The 16701-nt window shown below is 65.6% G+C and carries 12 protein-coding genes; 1 reads left to right on the forward strand and 11 read right to left on the reverse strand.

What is annotated here, in order from left to right; translation table 11 throughout:
• Window positions 1-43 precede the first annotated feature (43 nt).
• Window positions 44-2713 carry a pyruvate dehydrogenase (acetyl-transferring), homodimeric type gene (gene aceE, locus GEV05_11635; protein ID MPZ44036.1) on the reverse strand — a complete coding sequence of 890 codons (2670 nt, stop codon included), beginning with the start codon at window positions 2711-2713 and terminating at the stop codon, window positions 44-46.
• 334 nt (window positions 2714-3047) lie between these two features.
• Here aceE and GEV05_11640 point away from each other — a divergent pair, with 334 nt between their 5' ends.
• Entirely contained in the window at window positions 3048-3503 is a 456-nt protein-coding gene (locus GEV05_11640) for a copper chaperone PCu(A)C (protein MPZ44037.1), read from the forward strand.
• Window positions 3504-3617: 114 nt separating this feature from the next.
• On the opposite strand, the gene GEV05_11645 is transcribed toward GEV05_11640, so the two are convergent.
• The 10 genes from GEV05_11645 to GEV05_11690 all read right to left on the reverse strand — a co-directional run.
• On the reverse strand, window positions 3618-4859 hold the full coding sequence (locus GEV05_11645; GenBank protein MPZ44038.1) for an AMP-binding protein: 1242 nt from the start codon (window positions 4857-4859) through the stop codon (window positions 3618-3620).
• A 200-nt stretch (window positions 4860-5059) separates the two neighbouring features.
• A complete protein-coding gene (locus GEV05_11650) occupies window positions 5060-5890 on the reverse strand; it encodes an ATP-binding cassette domain-containing protein (protein MPZ44039.1) in 831 nt (276 codons plus the stop codon).
• A gap of 133 nt (window positions 5891-6023) precedes the next feature.
• On the reverse strand, window positions 6024-7358 hold the full coding sequence (locus tag GEV05_11655; protein ID MPZ44040.1) for an ABC transporter substrate-binding protein: 1335 nt from the start codon (window positions 7356-7358) through the stop codon (window positions 6024-6026).
• Window positions 7359-7423: 65 nt separating this feature from the next.
• The gene (locus GEV05_11660) at window positions 7424-8488 is read right to left on the reverse strand and encodes a branched-chain amino acid ABC transporter permease (GenBank protein ID MPZ44041.1); all 1065 of its coding nucleotides are present in this window, start codon (window positions 8486-8488) and stop codon (window positions 7424-7426) included.
• 181 nt (window positions 8489-8669) lie between these two features.
• Window positions 8670-9566 (reverse strand): branched-chain amino acid ABC transporter permease, encoded by an 897-nt coding sequence (locus GEV05_11665; protein ID MPZ44042.1) that lies wholly within the window; start codon window positions 9564-9566, stop codon window positions 8670-8672.
• 79 nt (window positions 9567-9645) lie between these two features.
• The gene (locus GEV05_11670; protein MPZ44043.1) at window positions 9646-10515 is read right to left on the reverse strand and encodes an ATP-binding cassette domain-containing protein; all 870 of its coding nucleotides are present in this window, start codon (window positions 10513-10515) and stop codon (window positions 9646-9648) included.
• Window positions 10512-12449 (reverse strand): AMP-binding protein, encoded by a 1938-nt coding sequence (locus GEV05_11675; GenBank protein ID MPZ44044.1) that lies wholly within the window; start codon window positions 12447-12449, stop codon window positions 10512-10514. The genes GEV05_11670 and GEV05_11675 overlap by 4 nt, the downstream gene beginning before the upstream one ends.
• Window positions 12450-12583: 134 nt before the next feature.
• Window positions 12584-13369 carry an enoyl-CoA hydratase/isomerase family protein gene (locus GEV05_11680; protein MPZ44045.1) on the reverse strand — a complete coding sequence of 262 codons (786 nt, stop codon included), beginning with the start codon at window positions 13367-13369 and terminating at the stop codon, window positions 12584-12586.
• A 38-nt stretch (window positions 13370-13407) separates the two neighbouring features.
• Window positions 13408-14175 carry an SDR family NAD(P)-dependent oxidoreductase gene (locus GEV05_11685; protein MPZ44046.1) on the reverse strand — a complete coding sequence of 256 codons (768 nt, stop codon included), beginning with the start codon at window positions 14173-14175 and terminating at the stop codon, window positions 13408-13410.
• A 222-nt stretch (window positions 14176-14397) separates the two neighbouring features.
• Window positions 14398-16701, reverse strand: a 2304-nt coding sequence (locus tag GEV05_11690; GenBank protein MPZ44047.1) for a methylmalonyl-CoA mutase, incomplete at its 5' end; no start/stop codon positions are given.

Genomic DNA, 16701 nt, shown 5'->3' on the forward strand with positions numbered 1-16701 from the left:
CCTTCACTCCTTCACTCCTTCACTCGGCAACCTCGGCCCCGGATCAAACAGTGACCGGATTCGGCGCCTCGGGATCGATGCCGTATTTGCGAATCGCCTCGCCCACCTGTTTGGGCGAGATCGCTTCGGTCGTTTCGGCCAGCGCCTTGAGCGCGGCCACCGTCACATGATGCCGGTCGACCTCGAAGAAGCGGCGCAGCTTCTCGCGCGTGTCGGAGCGGCCGAAGCCGTCGGTGCCGAGCACGATGTAGCGATTGCGCACGAACGGGCGGATCTGATCGGCGTAAGTCTTCATGTAGTCGGTCGCGGCCACGACCGGGCCCTGGCGATCCTGCAGGCACTGCTCGACATAGGACAGACGCGGCTCGGCCTCCGGATGCAGCCGGTTCCAGCGCTCGGCGTCGAGCCCCTCGCGGCGCAGCTGGTTGAAGCTCGGGCAGCTCCAGATGTCGGCCGCCACGCCGAAGTCGCGTTCGAGCAGTTCCGCCCCCGCGATCACTTCGCGCAGGATCGTGCCGGATCCGAGCAGCTGCACGCGCGGCGCGCGGCTCGATTTCGCCTTGCCTTCCCGGAAGAGATACATCCCCTGGAGAATGCCGTTCTCCGCGCCCGCCGGCATTGCCGGGTGCGGGTAGTTCTCGTTCATCAAGGTGATGTAGTAGAACAAATCCTCCTGCTCGGCATACATGCGCCGCATACCGTCCTGCATGATGACGGCGAGCTCGTAGGCGAAGGTCGGATCGTACGCCATGCAGTTCGGGATGGTGGACGCGGCCAGGTGGCTGTGACCATCCTCGTGCTGCAGGCCTTCCCCGTTCAGGGTGGTACGCCCGGCAGTTCCGCCGAGCAGGAACCCGCGCGCGCGGATGTCGCCCGCCGCCCAGCACAGGTCGCCCACGCGCTGGAAACCGAACATCGAATAGAAAATGTAGAACGGAATCATCGGCACGCCGTGCGTGCTGTAGGCGGTGGCCGCGGCGATCCACGACGACATGGCACCAGGCTCGTTGATGCCCTCCTGCAGGATCTGACCGTTCTGGTCTTCCTTGTAGAACATCAACTGCTCGGCATCCTGGGGCGTATACAGCTGGCCGACGTGGGAGTAGATGCCGAGCTGGCGGAACATCCCTTCCATGCCGAAGGTGCGCGACTCGTCCGGCACGATCGGCACGACGAACTTGCCGAGCTTCTTGTCCCGCACCAGGGTCGAGAGGATGCGCACGAACGCCATCGTGGTCGACATCGTGCGCTCGTCGCCGGTTGCCTTGAGCAGCGACTCGAACGCGGACAAGGCCGGCACCGGCAGCGGATCGGCCTTGCGCCGCCGCCACGGCACGCGCCCGCCGAGCGTTTCGCGCCGTTCGCGCAGGTACTTGAGCTCGGCGCTTCCCTCCTCGAATTTGAGATAGGGCACTTCATCGAGCTTGTCGTCGGTCACCGGCACGCGGAAGCGGTCGCGGAACGCACGGATCGAGGACGTTCCCATCTTCTTCTGCTGGTGGGTGATGTTCTGCGATTCACCCGACTCGCCCATGCCGTAGCCCTTGATGGTCTTGGCGAGGATGACCGTCGGCTGGCCGACGTGCTTCATCGCCGCGGCATATGCGGCATAGACCTTGTGCGGATCGTGCCCGCCCCTGTTCAAGCGCCAGATGTCGTCGTCGGTCATGGTCGCGACCATCTCCAGCAGCTCGGGATACTTGCCGAAGAAGTGCTTGCGCACGAAGGCGCCGTCCTTCGACTTGAAGGTCTGGTACTCGCCGTCGACGCACTCCTCCATGCGCTTGAGCAGTATGCCTTTGGTATCGCGCACGAACAGCGGATCCCAGTACGAGCCCCAGATCACCTTGATGACGTTCCAGCCCGCGCCGCGGAACTCGGACTCGAGCTCCTGGATGATCTTGCCGTTGCCGCGCACCGGCCCGTCGAGGCGTTGCAGGTTGCAATTGATGACGAAGATGAGGTTGTCCAGCTTCTCGCGCCCGGCCAGCGAGATCGCACCGAGCGATTCGGGCTCGTCCATCTCGCCGTCGCCCATGAAGGCCCACACCTTGCGGCCCTGGTTCTCGGTGATGCCGCGATCACGCAGATAGCGCATGAAGCGCGCCTGGTAGAGCGCCATGAGTGGCCCGAGCCCCATCGATACCGTCGGGAACTGCCAGTAGTTCGGCATCAGCCACGGGTGCGGATAGGACGGCAGCCCATTGCCGTCGACTTCCTGCCGAAAGTTGTCGAGCTGCTCCTCGGTCAGCTCGTCGAGCAGGAACGAGCGCGCATAGATACCGGGCGACGAATGCCCCTGGAAGTAGACGATGTCGCCGCGGAACGTATCCGTGGCGCCGCGCCAGAAGTGGTTGAAGCCCACGTCATAGAGCGTGGCCGCCGAGGCGAAGCTCGCGATATGGCCGCCCACGTTGGTATCGCGGTTGGCCCGCACCACCATGGCCATCGCATTCCAGCGCACGTAGGTGCGGATGCGATGCTCGAGCTCGTGATCACCCGGGGAGCGCTCTTCGAGCCCGGGCGGAATGGTATTGAGGTAGGCCGTCGTGCCGGTGAAGGGAAGCTGCGCGCCTGCGCGGCGCGTGCGCTCGATCATGCGCTCGAGCAGGTAGTGCGCCCGCTCGGTGCCCTCGACCTTGATGACCGCATCCAGAGCGTCCAGCCACTCCTGGGTCTCTTGCGGGTCGACATCTGGCTGCAGATCCTTCATGTCCATGACGGTACCCTGTTGCGTTTGGCCGCTCCGGCGACAGGCGCACGAACGGCGAGTCCCCATTGCACGCGATGATTATAGCAGTGCGTATTTCGGCTCTCGCCCGCTGTGGCCGAACGCCGGCAAGCCGCCGATAGCCCCATCGATTTTCATGCCCGCTTGCCGGCGTCGTGGCTCTCCGTGGTAAGCGGCAAGCCCATGCATCGAAAGATCGAGCGCTGCCTGCAGAATTCAGGCATTTCGTGGCTCTCATCGCGCCGGGCCCGCATAGAATACGACCTCCGCTGCCGCTTGCACACTTTCGGCAGCCGCTCGATGTACAGGAATCCCCATGAAACATATCGCCGCGATCGTACTGCTTGCTTCGTTCTTTGCTTCCGCCCATGCACAGGTGACGGTCAAGGAGGCCTGGGTTCGCGCCACCGTCCCGCAGCAGAGCGCAACCGGCGCCTTCCTGCAGATCACCTCCGCAAGAGATGCGCGCATCGTCGAAGTCCGATCGCCCGTTGCCGGCGTAGTCGAGATGCACGAGAGCCGGATGGAAAACAACATGATGAAAATGCGCCCGGTTGCGAGCGTGGCGCTGCCGGCCGGCAAGACCGTCGAATTCAAGTCCGGTGGTTATCACATCATGCTGATGGGACTGAAGGGCCCGTTCAAGGAAGGCCAAAGCGTCCCGCTCATGCTGGTGGTGGAGGGCAAGGACGGCAAGCGCGAGAACGTCGAAGTGAAGGCTGCGGTGCGGCCGCTCACCGCGCATGGCGGCGGCCATGGCGGTCACCATTGATGGCGCGCAAAGGGACTGACAAACCGCTTTCCGTTGTACGCTCCCCTTTCGCTCCCCTTTCCTCTGGAAGCGAGGGTTGTCGCACCGGGTCCGCAGCGAGGCGAGAACTGCGACTCAAGTCGAGTACTGGCGCCGCTCCTCGATCACCTTCCCATCGTCAGGCAACGCACCCACAGCGACCGGCCTGACTTCGCCGCGCAGCTGACAGACCTGGCGCAGGCTCTCTGCGATGGCGTTTGGCAACGCTTCACCGCTTCCGGCTGCCACTTCGCATTCGAGCGTCATCCGATCGGCTCCGTGGGCATCGAAGTCGACCACCAACCGCGCCTTGACGACTTCCGGATGGCGCCGCAGCACCTCGGCGACCTGCGACGGATGCACGAACATGCCGCGCACCTTGGTCGCCTGATCGGCACGACCGAGCCAGCCCCGGATGCGCATGTTGGTACGCCCGCACGGGCTTATGCCCGGCAGCACGGCCGATAAGTCGCCGGTGGCGAAACGGATGAGCGGATAGGCTTGCGTGAAGCTCGTCACCACCACTTCGCCCACCTCGCCCGCGCCGACCGGCTCGCCGGTGCCGGGGCGCACGATCTCTACGATCATGCCTTCGTCGACGATCATGCCTTCGCGCGCCTGCGACTCGTAGGCCATGAGACCGAGATCGGCGCTCGCATAGCACTGCAGCGTACGGATGCCACGCGCATCGAGCTGAGCGCGCAGCGCCGGCGGTAGCGCTTCAGCGGCGACCAACGCGCGCTCGAGGCTCGAAATGTCGGCGCCCATTTCGTCGGCCTTCTCGACGATGATGCGCAGGAAGCTCGGCGTGCCGACATAGCCTTGCGGGCGCAGGTCGCGGATTGCCGCCACTTGCATCTCGGTATTGCCGGTACCGCCGGGGAACACCGTGCAGCCGAGCGCCTGCGCCCCGAGATCGGCGATGAATCCGGCCGGCGTCATGTGGTAGGCAAAGCAGTTGTGCACCAGGTCGCCGCTGCGAAAGCCGGCGGCGAACAGCGCTCGCGCGAAACGCCAGTAGTCGGGCGTGCGGCCCTCGGGATCGTACGTCGGGCCGGGTGAAGCGTAGATGCGGGCGAGTGAGGCCGTGCGCACCGCCGCAAAGCCGGCGAACGGCAAGGCGGCGCGCTGAAGGTCCTTGAGGCTGCCCTTGTGCACCAGCGGCAACTGCGCGAGCGCTGCGCGGCTCGTGATCGCACCCGCATCCACACCACGCAGCAGCTCGGCGAAGCCGGGCGCGTTCGTTTGCGCGTGGCGGATGAGACCGGGCAGCGCGGCCATGAGAGCGCGCTCGCGGCTGGCCGGGTCGCGCGTTTCCAGCCGGTCGAAATGATCCATGCGGCCTCCTAGTGTCCTGAGTCCGAGGTTCGTCGCATTAGTCTCGAACGTATGCTCTGAGGATAAGGAGGCAAAAGTGTCGAAATCGGCGCCAGACGCGAAGCGAACCACAGCCGGGTTGGACACCCGGCGAGGATTCGCGACAAAGTATGGCGTCGATTCTCGGCATCTTTTGCGCGGCGAATTTCGGACTCAGGACACTAGGCGAGCCAGCGCTTGCGCCGGCGGTAATGTCTTGCGTCGCGGAAATTGCGGCGCTCGCCGGCCGCGATGCCGAGGTAGAACTCCTTCACGTCCTCGTTCGCCGCCAGACTCGCTGCCGTACCGTCGAGCACGACGCGCCCGTTCTCCAGAATGTAGCCGTACTCGGCATGACGCAGCGCGAGCGCCGTGTTCTGCTCGGCAACGAGAAAGCTCACGTTCGCCTCGCGATTGAGCCGCTGCACGATGCCGAAGATCTCCTCGACCAGCTGCGGCGCGAGCCCCATCGAAGGCTCATCGAGCAGGATCATCGCCGGCCGCGACATGAGCGCGCGTCCGATCGCGGTCATCTGCTGCTCGCCGCCCGAGGTGTAACCGGCGGTGGCGCTGCGCCGTTCGCGCAGCTGCGGGAAATAGTGATAGACCTTCTCCAGGTCCTCCGCCACGCCTGTGCGGCGGCCGCCGCCGCGCGTATATGCGCCGGTCAGGAGGTTCTCTTCCACGGTGAGGTGGGCAAAACAACGCCGTCCTTCCATGACCTGGATCAATCCACGCCGCACGAGCGCCGACGGATCGAGCCGGTCGATGCGTTTGCCGCGATAGCTGATCGCTCCCTTCGTGACCGCGCCGCGCTCGGCGCGCAACAGGCACGAGATCGCTTTGAGCGTGGTCGTCTTGCCGGCGCCGTTGGCGCCGAGGAGGCAGACGATGCCGCCTTCGGGCACGGCCAGCGAGACGCCCTTCAGCACCAGGATCACGTGGTTGTAGATCACTTCGATGCCGTTCACGTCGAGCAGTGTTGCACTGGCGTTCGCGTTCGCGGTGTTCATGCTGCGGATACCATTGCGATCCGTCGCCCCCGCGCAGGCGGGGGCCCAGGAGCATGTGTGAAATTCTGGCTTCCCGCTTGCGCGGGAATGACGCCGGCAGGCGAGAGCGGGCTCGCGCCTTCGACGAGCAGCATCAGCTCTCCTTGCTGCAATCCCGCGGCGTGATCTTCTTCTCTGCGGCGTACTTCTTCGCCGCCTCCTCGACCATCGCGCGCAGCATCGGCTCGTTACCCTTGATCCAGTCGGAGACGAAGCTCCATTTGCTTCCGTCCCATTGGTGGATGCGGGCGAGGCGCACGCCTTCGTGGTCGCGGCACGAGACCTGGATCGGCTGCAGGAATCCGTCGAATCCCAGCGCCTTGATGCGCGCCGCGTCGAGCGCGAGATTCTCGATGCCCCAGCGCACCTGCTCTCCCGTGAGCGGCTTTTGCCCGAACTTGGCTTGCGCGGTGCGGATCGCCTCGATGGTCACCATGGCGTTGATCATGCCGCGGTTGTAGAGCACGGTGCCGACCTCCTCGCGCTTGCCCGAGCCCTTGTTCTTGTCGTAGACGTGCTGGAGGATCGCCTTGTGCACGGCACCCTGTCCGGACGAGTGCTGAAGCGCGGCGGCGTTGTAGCCCTTGGCGCCCGCGTCGGCCGGAAGCACGTCGGGCTCGGCGCCCGACCACCACACGCCGTACATCTGTTCGCGCGGATAGTTGACCGCCACCGCCTCCTTGATCGCGGTCGAGTTCATGACGCCCCAGCCCCACAGCAGCACGAAATCGGGGCGATTCTGCCGGACCTGCAGCCACGTCGCCTTCTGCTCCACCCCGGGATGCGTGACCGGCAGCGTCAGGAGCTGGAAGCCGTGCTTCTTGGAAAGCGCCGTGAGCAGCGGGATGGGCTCCTTGCCGTAAGGCGAATCGTGGTAGACGAGCGCGACTTTCTTGCCTTTGAGCCTGCCGTAGCCACCGAGCTTGTTCGCGATGTGATGCATGATGATGTCGGCAGCCGTCCAGTACGTGCCGAGCAGCGGGAAATTCCATGTGAATGCGCTGCCGTCGGCCGACTCCGATCGGCCGTATCCCATCGTGATCAGCGGAATCTTGTCGACCGGCGCCTTTTCCGTCAGCGCGAACGTGATGCCGGTCGAAAGCGGATTGAACACCGCCGCCCCGGTCGGACCCTTGCTCTTGAGCCGCTCGTAGCACTCGACGCCGCGGTCGGTGGCATACCCGGTCTCACATTCTTCATAGGTGACCCGCACGCCGTTGATGCCCTTGTCACGCTCGTTCACGAGGTTCAGGTAGTCGACGAACCCGTCGGCCCACGGCACGCCGTTGGGCGCGTACGGCCCGGTGCGGTACACCAGGACCGGGATGAATTGCTCGTTGGCCTGCGCCTGAGCTTCGACGCCGCTGCCGAGCGCCGCGACCGCCGCCCATGCCACCGCCAGCCGTTGGAACGTACTCCAGCTCCTCATACGCCACCCCCGCTTTGTCGTTGCAGTTTGTCGTTGCCTCGCCCGCTGCCTCACACCTGCACAATCTAGTGCGGAAACGGCCACAGTCGCAACTTCTCCTTGCCGATCGCCCACAACCGCGCCAGACCGTGCGGTTCCCAGATCAGGAACAGCACGATCAGCGCGCCGAACACCATGAGCTCCAGATGCGCGATGGCCGCCGTGGAGAGCGGGATGCCGAGCGCGCCCGGGATCTGGTTGAGTACGAGCGGCAGGATGGTGATGAATGCGGCGCCGAGGAAGCTGCCGAGGATCGAGCCCAGACCGCCGACGATCACCATGAACAGCAGCTGGAACGAGCGATTGACGTCGAAGGCGAGCGGCTCCCACGATCCCAGGTGCACGAACGCCCACAATGCGCCGGCGACACCGACGTAGAACGAGCTCACCGCGAATGCCGACAGCTTGGCACGAAGCGGGCGGATGCCGATGATCTCGGCCGCCACGTCCATGTCCCGGATCGCCATCCAGGATCGTCCGATGCGCCCGCGCACCAAATTCTTTGCGATGACGGCGAAGAGCGTCACCACCGCGAGGCAGAAAAGGTAACGCTCGACGTCCGTATCGATGACGCAGCCGAACACGGCGAGCTCGGGCGCAGTGACCGACCCGGACGGCGTATCGTTGGTGAACCACTTCACCCGCAGGAACAGCCAGTCGAGAAAGAACTGGGCGGCGAGCGTCGCCACCGCCAGGTAGAAGCCCTTGATGCGCAGGCTCGGCACGCCGAACACCATGCCGACCAGCATGGCCGCGACCCCCGCGAGCACGAATACGAGCAGCAGGTTGAGATCGGGAAGACGCAGCGCAAGGTTATATGCCGCGTAGGCGCCCACCGCCATGAAGCCGCCCGTGCCGAGCGAGATCTGGCCGCAGTAGCCCACCAGCAGGTTGAGCCCGATTGCCGCCAGCGCCAGGATCAGGAACGGGATCAGGATGGCGCGAAAGAGGTAGCCGGACGCAATCAGCGGCAGGCCGACGTAGGCCACGGCAACGAGAATCGCCACCAGCCACCGGTCCTGGCGGATCGGGAATACCGCCATGTCGGCGGCATACGAAGTCTTGAACTGACCTGCCTCTCGATAAAGCATTCGGCTATCCGCAGTCTGCTCGGTGTCCGCCTTTAGTCTCTGAAGAACCGCCACTTCGTCATTCCCGCGGAAGCGGGAATCCAGTCAAGCAGTCCTGGATGCCCGCGTCCGCGGGCATGACGGCAATTCAGAGCATCCTTTAACGCATCGTCTCCGTATTGCGCTTCTTCCTTCCCGATCCTCACACCCGCTCGATGATGCGCTCGCCGAAAAGTCCCTGCGGCCGCACCAGCAGGAACGCGAGCGCCAGCACGTAGGCGAACCAGTTCTCGATGCCGCCGCCGATGTACGGGCCGAGGTAGACCTCGGAGAGCTTCTCGCCGGCGCCGATGATGAGCCCGCCGACGATCGCACCCGGAATCGAGGTGAAGCCACCCAGGATGACGACCGGGAGCGACTTCAAGGCCACAAGCACGAGCGAGAACTGCACGCCGAGCTTCGTGCCCCACACCACGCCCGCCACCAGCGCCACCAGGCCGGAGATGCTCCAGACGATCACCCACATGCGGTTGAGCGGGATGCCGACGCTTTGCGCCGCCTGATGATCGTCGGCGACCGCGCGCAGCGACCGCCCCAGGCGCGTGCGGTGAAAGAACAACGCCAGGCTCACGACCAGCGCGCCCGCCACCAGCGCGGTGACGACATCGCCTTCGTTCACGAGCACGCCGCCCTCGAACACGTTCTCCAGCACGATCAGCGGGTCCTTCGGCATGCCGACGTCGAGCGCGTAGACGTCGCTGCCCCAGAGCGCTTGCCCGAATCCCTCCAGGAAAAAACTGAGACCGATGGTCGCCATGAACAGGATCACGCCATCCTGGTTGACCAGCGGCCGCAGCACCAGGCGCTCGATGGCGATGGCGAGCAGCACCATGATCGCGGTCGCGACGGCGAAAGCGAGCGGCCACGGCATCCATTCCATCAGCCGCACCAGCGTGAGCGCGGCGAACAGCACCATGGCGCCCTGGGCGAAGTTGAAGACGCCCGACGCCTTGAAGATGAGGACGAAGCCGAGCGCCACCAGCGAGTACAGCACCCCGGCCATCAGGCCGCCGAGCAGGACTTCGAGGAAGAAGCCCATTTCCCTCACCCCCAGCCCCTCTCCCGGAGGGAGAGGGGCGTGTTGTGTCCGTGTTGCACTGTCGTCCAATACGGAATGATCAACTTCGAGCCACGCCGAGATACGCCGCGATCACGCCTGGGTCGTTGCGCACCTCGTCCGGCGTCCCGTCGGCGATCTTGCGGCCGTAATCGAGCACCACCACACGGTCCGACAGATCCATCACCACCCCCATGTCGTGCTCGATGAGGACGATGGTGGTGCCGAACTCGTCGTTCACGTCCAGGATGAAGCGGCTCATGTCCTGCTTCTCCTCCATGTTCATCCCCGCCATCGGCTCGTCCAGCAGCAGCACTTCGGGCTCGGCCGCCAGCGCGCGTCCGAGCTCCACCCGCTTCTGCAGCCCGTAGGGCAGCCTGCCGACGGGCACCTTGCGTACCGCCTCGATCTGCAGGAAATCGATCATGGCTTCGGCCTGGCGTCGATGGGCGATCTCTTCGCGGCGCGCGCGGCCGAAATACAGCGCCTGGCTGAAGAGCCCGGCGCGCATCGCGAGCGTGCGACCGGTCATGATGTTGTCGAGCACGCTCATGCCCTTGAAGAGCGCGATGTTCTGAAAGGTGCGTGCGATGCCGGCCCGGGCCGCCTGGTACGGCGTCATGCGCCGAAACGTCGTGCCGCGATAAGTGATGCGGCCTTGCTGCGGATGATAGACGCCATTGATGACGTTCAGCATCGAGCTCTTGCCCGCGCCGTTGGGGCCGATGATCGCGCGCACCTCGTGGGCGCGCACGTCGAAGCTCACGTGCGAAAGCGCCTGCACACCGCCGAAGGCGAGCGAAATGTCGTCGGCGCGCAGAATCACCTCGCCGATGGCGTGCCTCGCTCTGGCGCCTGGCGGCGAGCTGTCGATGGCGGAAACTTTCGGCGCCGCATCGACGGCGGGCTGCGGCGTCGGGACGAAGCTCATGCGGCGACGCGCTCCTGCCGCGCAGGCAGGTCGGCGATTCGCACCTCGGCGCGAATCATCCCCGTGCGGCCATCCTCGAACTGCACTCGGGTCTCCAGCTGGTAGCGGCCCTCACCCGAATAGAGCGCATGAACCAGGCTCGCATAGCGTTCGGCGATGCGCCCCCGCCTCACCTTGCGCGTGCGCGTGAGCTCGCCGTCGTCGGCATCGAGCTCCTTGGGCAGGATGAGAAAACGCCGGATCTGCGAGCCGGCGAGCTTCGGATCGGCCGCCAAGTCCGCATTCACATGCGCAACGCAATCGGCGACGAGCGCATAGACCGCTTCCTTGGCCGCGAGGTCGGTATAGCCGGCGTAGGCAAGGTTGCGCCGCTCGGCCCAGTTGCCGACCGATTCCAGGTCGATGTTCACGAACACGGCGCAGAACGCCCGGCCGTCACCGAAGGCAACGGCCTCCTTGATATGGGGAAAGAACTTGAGCTTGTTCTCGATGAACTTCGGCGCGAACAGCGTCCCGTCCGCGAGCTTGCCGACATCATGTGCCCGATCGACGATGCGCAGATGCCCTGCAGCGTCGAAATAGCCCGCGTCTCCGGTGCGCACCCAACCATCGGCGGTCTTGGTTTGCGCCGTGGCCGTCGGGTTGTTGTGATAGGCGGCGAACACCCCGGGGCCGCGATACATCACCTCGCCCGCTGCGGTCACCTTCACCTCCACGCCGGGCGCCGGCGGACCGACCGTATCGGGCCGCACCTCGCTCGTGGGCTGCATGCATACGAACACGGCGCCCTCGGTCTGGCCGTAGAGCTGCTTCAGGTTGATGCCGAGCGAACGGAAGAAGATGAAGATGTCGGGGCCGATCGCTTCGCCCGCGGTGTAGCCGACGCGAATGCGCGACATGCCGAGCACGTTCTTGAGCGGCCCGTAGACGAGCAGCTCGCCGAGCGCGTAATGGAGCCGGTCGAGAAGGGATACGCAGCCGCCGTCGAGGATCGCGGGACCGACCCGACGCGCCAGCGCCATGAAGTGGCGGAACAGCGCCCGCTTCGGCGCCGCGGCGTCCTCCATGCGGATCATGACCTGGGTGAGCAGGCTCTCGAACACGCGCGGCGGCGCGAAATAATAGGTCGGGCCGATCTCGCGCATGTCGGTGAGCACGGTCTGCGAGCTTTCCGGGCAGTTGACGCAAAACCCGGTCACGTAGGCTTGCGCGTATGAAAACACGTTGTCGCCCACCCAGGCCATCGGCAAGTACGAGAGTATTTCGTCGCGCTCGGTGAGACCGTCGAAGCGCGCGGCGTTGCGGGCGGTGACGAGCAGATTGTCGTGGCTGAGGCGCACGCCCTTGGGCTCGCCGGTCGTCCCGGAGGTGTAGAGCATGATGGCGACGTCGTCGCCGCGCGCCTTGCCGGCCTCGGCCTCGAAGTCGATGGCGCCCGGCGCGTTGCGAGCACGCGCGATCAGCGCATCGTATCTGCACAACTGCGGCGCTGCATAGTGGCGCATCCCGCGCGTATCGTCGTAGACGATGTGGCGAATGCGAGGACACTGCGGCAGCGCCTCCAGCAGCTTGTCGACCTGCTCCTGGTCCTCGGCAAGCACGAACGCCGCCTCGGCATCCCGCAGCACGTAGATCATCTCCGCCGCCACGGCGTCCTGGTAGATCGGAACCGGAATGCCGCCCAGCGCCTGCGCGGCGCACAAGGCCCAGTACAGGCGCGGACGGTTGTCGCCGACAATGGCGAGACTGTCGCCGCGCCGGAATCCGAGCAGGGCCAGGCCGTTGGCCAGGTCGCGCACTTCGGCTGCAACCTGGCCCCAAGTCCAGGTCTGCCAGATGCCCAGGTCCTTCTCGCGTATCGCCGGGCGCGCGCCATGCGCGGCTGCGTGATGCAGCAGCAGGCGCGGGAACGTTTCCAGGCTCTCCTCCTTCATTGCGGCTCCGCGTGATCGCGAGGTCCGGCGCGTGCTCAACGGTTCATTGGTATTACAGCGGTAATGGTCCGCGTTCCTTCGCACCCTGGATTCCCGTTTTCACGGCAACGACGGCCGGCAGCCTCCTCGTCCATTCACCCCCCCATGAACTTCGCCGGCCGCTTCTCCAAAAACGCCTTCATGCCCTCTTTCTGATCCTCGGTCGCGCATGCCAGCGCAAACGCATACGCCTCCTGCTGGCAGGCATTCGGCAGGTCCATGTCCTGGCCGCGCTGGACGATCTGCTTGGTCAGGCGCACGGCGACCGGGCCCTTCGAAGCGATGGTACGCGCGAGCTCCAGGCCGGTTTCGGACAACCGTTCGGGCGCAACGACCTGGTTGACGAGCCCGATGCGCAGCGCCTCCTCGGCCTTGACCATGCGTCCCGTGACCAGCAATTCCATCGCGCGTGCACGCCCGATCAACCGCGGCAGGCGCTGGGTGCCGCCGAAGCCCGCCACCACGCCGAGGTTCACTTCCGGCTGGCCGAACGCGGCACGTTCCGAGGCCACGATCCAGTCGCATGCCAGGGCGAGCTCGCAGCCGCCGCCCAAGGCGTAACCGTTCACCAGCGCGATCACCGGCAAGGGCAGCATCTCGAGCGCGCGGAAGGTGCGATTACCTTTCTCGGAGAACGCCTGCGCATCGGCCGGCCCGAAGCTTTGCATCTGCGCGATGTCGGCGCCTGCAACAAACGCCTTGTCGCCCGCGCCGGTCACGAGCAGCACGCGGGCCGTCTTGTCGTCCCCGACCCGCGCGATTGCAGCGGCGATTTCGTCCAGTGTGCCGGCGTTGAGCGCATTGAGCGACTTCGGCCGGTTCACCGTAAGCAGATGGATGCCGGCCTCGGGCTGTTCGAGCAGGATGTTGCCGTAGTCCATGAACGATCTCTCGGGTCGGCGGCTCGTCGGCTTGCGCGTTATTTCGGCGCCATGCGAATCGCGCCGTCGAGCCGGATGGTGGCGCCATTGAGCATCTGATTCTCTACGATGTGACGCACCAGCGCCGCATACTCGTCGGGACGGCCGAGCCGCGCGGGAAACGGAATCTGCGCGGCGAGCGAGCCCTTCAGTTCCTGGTCGAAGCCGCCGACCATGGCCGTGTCGAAAATTCCGGGTGCGATGGTCACGACGCGAATGCCGCTGCGGGCGAGCTCGCGGGCGAGCGGCAAGGTCATCGACGCGATCGCGCCCTTGGAGGCTGAATAGGCCGCCTGCCCGATCTGACCGTCGAAGGCTGCGACCGAAGCCGTGTTGACGATCACGCCGCGCTCGCCCGACTCTCCCGGTGGGTTGTCGGCCATGGCGGCTGCCGCGAGTCGAATCGTATTGAAAGTACCGATCAGGTTCACCTCGATCACGCGCCGGAACGATTCGACACGGTGCGGGCCGTTGCGCCCCAGCACGCGCTCGCCGATCACGATGCCGGCGCAGTTCACGGCGCCGTCGAGGCGGCCGAAGGTTTGGCGGGCCATGTCGACCAACGCTTTCGTCTGGCTTTCGTCCGTCACGTCGGTCGGCCCGAAGCGCGCGCGGCTGCCGAGCTCGGCGGCGATGCGACTGCCCGCTTCCGCATTCATGTCGCCCAGGACGACATTGGCGCCGGCCTGCGCCAGCAGGCGCGCCGTGCCCGCGCCCAAGCCCGATGCGCCGCCGGTGATCAGGAAGGTGCTGCCTTCGATGCGCATGTTCCTCGTTCCGTTCTTCCCTCACAACGTCTTGTATGTTGGTCCCAGGGGTAAGGTTGTCTTCCCTCTCCCTTTGGGAGAGGGATCGAGGGTGAGGGAATTATGCGTCATGCTCACGACTTCCCTCACCCCCGGCCCCTCTCCCGGAGGGAGAGGGGAGAACTTCGCCGCCGAAGCCTTGCTTCCCTTGCCTGCCTTGCTTGAAACGGGAACGCACGCCGATCACATATTGCGCCGGTACTGCCCGCCCACTTCGAACAGCGCATGCGTGATCTGTCCGAGCGAGCATACCCGCACGGCATGCATGAGTTCTTCGAACACGTTGCCGTTCGCCATCGCGACTTGCTGCAAACGCTGCAACGCCGGGCCGGACGTTTCCCGATGTCGCTCGTGAAAAGCACGCAGCCGCGCGAGCTGGCTCTGCTTCTCCGCCTCGGTGGAACGTGCTAAGGCGATGCCGGCAACCGTATCCTGCGCCTGCTCGTTGCGAAACACGTTGACTCCGACGATCGGATACGAGCCATCGTGCTTGCGCGTCTCGTAGAGCATCGACTCGTCCTGGATGCGGCCGCGCTGGTAGCCCGTCTCCATCGCGCCGAGCACGCCGCCGCGTTCGGACAGGCGCTCGAACTCGCGCAGCACCGCTTCCTCCACCAGGTCCGTCAACTCCTCGATGACGAACGATCCCTGATTGGGATTGTCGTTGCGGCCCAAGCCCCATTCGCGGTTGATGATGAGCTGGATCGCGAGCGCGCGGCGCACCGAGTCCTCGCTCGGCGTGGTGATCGCCTCGTCGTAGGCGTTGGTGTGCAGCGAGTTGGTGTTGTCGTAGGAGGCGATCAGCGCCTGCAGCGTGGTGCGGATGTCGTTGTACGCGATCTCCTGCGCATGCAGGCTGCGTCCCGAAGTCTGGGAATGGAACTTGAGCTTCTGGCTGCGCTCGCCGGCGCCGTACTTCTCGCGCATCGCGGTAGCCCAGATGCGCCGCGCCACGCGTCCCAGCACCGCGTACTCGGGCTCCATGCCGTAGCTGAAGAAGAACGACAGGTTGGGCGCGAAGTCGTCGATTGCCATGCCGCGCGCGAGGAACGCCTCGACGTAGGTGAAGCCGTTCGCCAGCGTGAACGCGAGCTGCGAGATCGGATTCGCGCCGGCCTCGGCGATGTGATAGCCGGAGATGGACACCGAGTAGAAGCGCCGGATGCCGTGCGCGATGAAATACTCTTGCACGTCGCCCATCGCCTTGAGCGAGAAATCGGTCGAGAAGATGCAGGTGTTCTGGCCCTGGTCTTCCTTCAGGATGTCGGCCTGCACGGTGCCGCGCACTGTCGCAAGCGTGCGCGCCCGAAGTTGCGCCGCTTCGGCCGCGTCCGCCGCGCGCCCGTGCTCGGCGCGAAACCGATCCAGCTGCTGATCGATCGCGGTATTCAGGAACATCGCCAGCAGCGTCGGCGCCGGCCCGTTGATGGTCATCGATACCGAGGTGTCCGGCGCGCACAGGTCGAATCCCGCGTACAGCGCCTTCATGTCCTCCAGCGTCGCGATCGAGACGCCGGAGTTGCCCACCTTGCCGTAGATGTCGGGGCGCGGATCGGGGTCGAAGCCGTACAGCGTGACCGAATCGAACGCGGTGGAAAGCCGCTTCGCCGGCATGCCTTGGGAGAGCAGGTGAAAGCGCCGGTTGGTGCGAAAGCAATCGCCTTCGCCGGCGAACATGCGTGTGGGATCTTCGTCCTCGCGGCGCAGTGCAAACACCCCGGCCGTGAACGGAAAGCGCCCCGGCACGTTCTCCAGCATGAGCCAGCGTAGCAGATCGCCGTGATCGCGATAGCGGGGCAGCGCGATCCTGGGGATGCGCGTGCCGGAAAGCGAGACCGTGCCAAGGCGCGTTGCGCCGCCTTCGCCGTCCACCGCGGCTTCCTCGCCCGCGTAGAGCCGCACGGTCTCGGGCCAACGCGCGAGCAGCTCGTTCGCATCGTGCGCGAGCCGAGGCTGCATCTGCGTCAACAGCGCATCGATGGCGCCGGTCTCGCCGCCTGCCGCGGCCAGCATGCGCCGCGCTTCGGTCAGATGCTGCAGCTCGCTTGCAATCCGGGCCTCGTCGTCCACCCGGCACCGATACGCGCGCACCGTCTCCGCGATCTCGGCGAGATAGCGGGAGCGGGCGGCGGGGAGGATGGGTGCCGCAGCAGAAGGGGGGAGAGGGGAGGTCGGCGTCGAATACCCGGCGCCGAGTGCAAGGCCATACTCGGCCAGTGCGGTGCGCACGGCACAATAGAGCGTCGTCACGCCTGGGTCGTTGAAGCGCGCAGCGACCGTGCCGAACACCGGCATCTCCTCGATTCGGGCACTGAACGCCTGGCGGTTTCGTTGCAGCTGCTTGCGCACGTCGCGCAGCGCGTCCTCCGCCCCGCGCCGGTCGAACTTGTTGATGGCCACCACGTCGGCGGCATCGAGCATCTCGATCTTCTCGAGCTGGCTGGCCGCACCGTACTCGGGCGTCATGACGTACAGCGACACATCGGC

This window comes from Betaproteobacteria bacterium (assembly GCA_009377585.1).
GTDB lineage: Bacteria > Pseudomonadota > Gammaproteobacteria > Burkholderiales > WYBJ01 > WYBJ01.

Excerpts from the sequence above, each read along its gene's own strand:
- GEV05_11680 (MPZ44045.1), bottom strand. The coding sequence starts at position 13,369 with ATGGACTACGGCAACATCCTGCTCGAACAGCCCGAGGCCGGCATCCAT.
- GEV05_11645 (MPZ44038.1), bottom strand. The coding sequence starts at position 4,859 with ATGGATCATTTCGACCGGCTGGAAACGCGCGACCCGGCCAGCCGCGAG.
- GEV05_11665 (MPZ44042.1), bottom strand. The coding sequence starts at position 9,566 with ATGGGCTTCTTCCTCGAAGTCCTGCTCGGCGGCCTGATGGCCGGGGTG.
- aceE (MPZ44036.1), bottom strand. The coding sequence starts at position 2,713 with ATGAAGGATCTGCAGCCAGATGTCGACCCGCAAGAGACCCAGGAGTGG.
- GEV05_11675 (MPZ44044.1), bottom strand. The coding sequence starts at position 12,449 with ATGAAGGAGGAGAGCCTGGAAACGTTCCCGCGCCTGCTGCTGCATCAC.
- GEV05_11640 (MPZ44037.1), top strand. The coding sequence starts at position 3,048 with ATGAAACATATCGCCGCGATCGTACTGCTTGCTTCGTTCTTTGCTTCC.
- GEV05_11655 (MPZ44040.1), bottom strand. The coding sequence starts at position 7,358 with ATGAGGAGCTGGAGTACGTTCCAACGGCTGGCGGTGGCATGGGCGGCG.
- GEV05_11685 (MPZ44046.1), bottom strand. The coding sequence starts at position 14,175 with ATGCGCATCGAAGGCAGCACCTTCCTGATCACCGGCGGCGCATCGGGC.
- GEV05_11660 (MPZ44041.1), bottom strand. The coding sequence starts at position 8,488 with ATGCTTTATCGAGAGGCAGGTCAGTTCAAGACTTCGTATGCCGCCGAC.
- GEV05_11650 (MPZ44039.1), bottom strand. The coding sequence starts at position 5,890 with ATGAACACCGCGAACGCGAACGCCAGTGCAACACTGCTCGACGTGAAC.
- GEV05_11670 (MPZ44043.1), bottom strand. The coding sequence starts at position 10,515 with ATGAGCTTCGTCCCGACGCCGCAGCCCGCCGTCGATGCGGCGCCGAAA.